The organism is Gemella haemolysans (genome assembly GCF_001553035.1).
Taxonomy (GTDB): Bacteria; Bacillota; Bacilli; order Staphylococcales; family Gemellaceae; genus Gemella; species Gemella haemolysans_B.
In genome coordinates this window covers 1-2,011 of the sequence record NZ_KQ959913.1, presented here as the reverse complement: position 1 = coordinate 2,011, position 2,011 = coordinate 1, and the positions used below count along the sequence as shown (strand labels likewise).

The window sequence follows — 2,011 nt, the reverse complement described above, 5'->3', positions numbered from 1 at the left end:
TCTGTCAAATCATAAATAAATTTAAAATCAATAGCTTTATCTACTTTTCTTAAAAAATGATCTTTAGGTACTATTTCTGATAATGTCATTAGTATTATTTCATCTTTGATATTTTCTACTTTATTAAACATACTAAAACCTCCTTTGTATACTTATATTATACCATTTTAAGGATTTTATTTCAGTTAAAAAACAGGCTGTTGACCTATTTGTCAACAGCCTGAAAAAGTGTCTGAAAATATATTTTCAGACACTTTTTATATGCTATAATTTTCGTTAATATTATAACAAAGGAGAGCCTGTTAGTATTACTTTTTTTCATTATTAAAAGATATAAGAGAAAATTCAATTTTCATATCATTCTTAGTATCTTTATAATATAGTTCTGCTATATCTAATCCTATTTCATCTCTTGGCATCGGCTCTATTTGGGGCATATTATATAATGCTGTTGCCGGTATAAAATTATAGTATGAATTATACATTTCTTCAAATGCATTTCTATTGTTTATTTTATAATATCCATAGAAGCTTCCTATTAAAACTACTATTGTTATTATAAATATTTTCCATTTTTTACTTAGCTGTTTCATGAAAGCACCTACTTTTCATTATAGTAATCTTGTATGTCATTTTTATTATCTTCTAAACTTTTTATAAAGTTATAGGTTGGATGATGATTTTCTTTTATGTAATTTATATTACTTGGTACTCTTGCTATCCTTTTCCCCTCTACATCTACATATTTTTCACTAAGTTGATTGTAAATTTTATTTTTCATTTTTCAAGATCTATATTTTTTTAAATTCTTCTGCTCGATTGAGGATACCATTTTCAAGATTGTTGTAATATTCATTACTTACATTTATAAAATCAAGGTTTCTTTTTTTCATTATATTTATTATATTGACCGCATCTAAATCAGCCTTATAATCATCATTCCCTATACTTGGCTTAGTATCGGCTACATCTGTTGTATCACCTAACCACCCTGACATGTCATTTGTATTTTCATGTCCTCCACGCAAATCTGCAAGACGTGATTTTCCATACAGATGCGTAGCCATTGTAATATATTGATGAGAAAAGTCTGTTTTACCTTTAAACGCATCTATCTGTTTATTCCACAATTTTTCAAACTCATCCTCTGTTATTTCACGTCCTAATACCGTTTCCATAGTTTTTTTATATTGTGGAAGTAGTTCTTTTTGTATAGTATTATAGTAGCCATAATTTTCATGCTGTATTCTAACTTTATATTTTAAATATACGTATTCGCTTTCGGTTAGTTTGAAATTTATTGTCATTTGTTCCTTTATATCTAGATCTTTATACATTTGACCAGCTGTATTATTCCACATAAACCGTTTCAATAAACCGTTATCCTCATGACCATAACTCAACCCACCAAGTAATCTCGTAAACACATAGTCTTTTCTATCTTTTCTTATTTTAGGATTATTATAAATATTTCTTTTAAGCTTTACAATTATTCTTGCTGCTTTATCGTCAAAACCATATTGAACTTTTAAGGTCTCCTTATAGTCAAGCTCATCTTGGGTATAATCTCTTTCTTGCCATTTACCTTCTATTATATCCGTCCACTCCATCTCTTCTCTACTTGGTATTGAGAACGTTTTTGAAAAAGGACTCCATCTTTTTTCTGCTATTGCCATTCTTTGTTCAACTACATTCTCTAAAGCTTCTATGATTTTCCAAGTGTTATCCCCCCTATTAGAAATTGGGGGGGCATAGTTATTTTTTGACTCGAAAATTAAAAAATACAACGTCAATTTTCTTAACCGTGACCATTCTCTTTGATATGTTAATAGCCCTATTGTAGCATCTTACAACCATTTTGACTACTAAAAACAGGTCTTGTCTGACCGCAGATGACCGGCGATGACCGCATGGCTCCGATCATGCTATCGTCTATCTGCTAGACAAGACCTATGATTTTATATAAAGAGTTGATATTGTGTAAATGTCAATATAAAAATGTACAAAAGTG

General features: G+C 29.3%; 2 protein-coding genes. Both read right to left on the bottom strand.

Going from position 1 to position 2,011, the window contains the following annotated elements; all coding sequences use genetic code 11:
* Window positions 1-308 precede the first annotated feature (308 nt).
* Window positions 309-593: a TipC family immunity protein gene (locus HMPREF3186_RS00015; RefSeq protein WP_003147518.1), complete on the bottom strand. Its 285-nt coding sequence runs from the start codon at window positions 591-593 to the stop codon at window positions 309-311.
* 198 nt (window positions 594-791) lie between these two features.
* A complete protein-coding gene (locus HMPREF3186_RS00005) occupies window positions 792-1,676 on the bottom strand; it encodes a hypothetical protein (protein WP_231124726.1) in 885 nt (294 codons plus the stop codon).
* Window positions 1,677-2,011 lie beyond the last annotated feature (335 nt).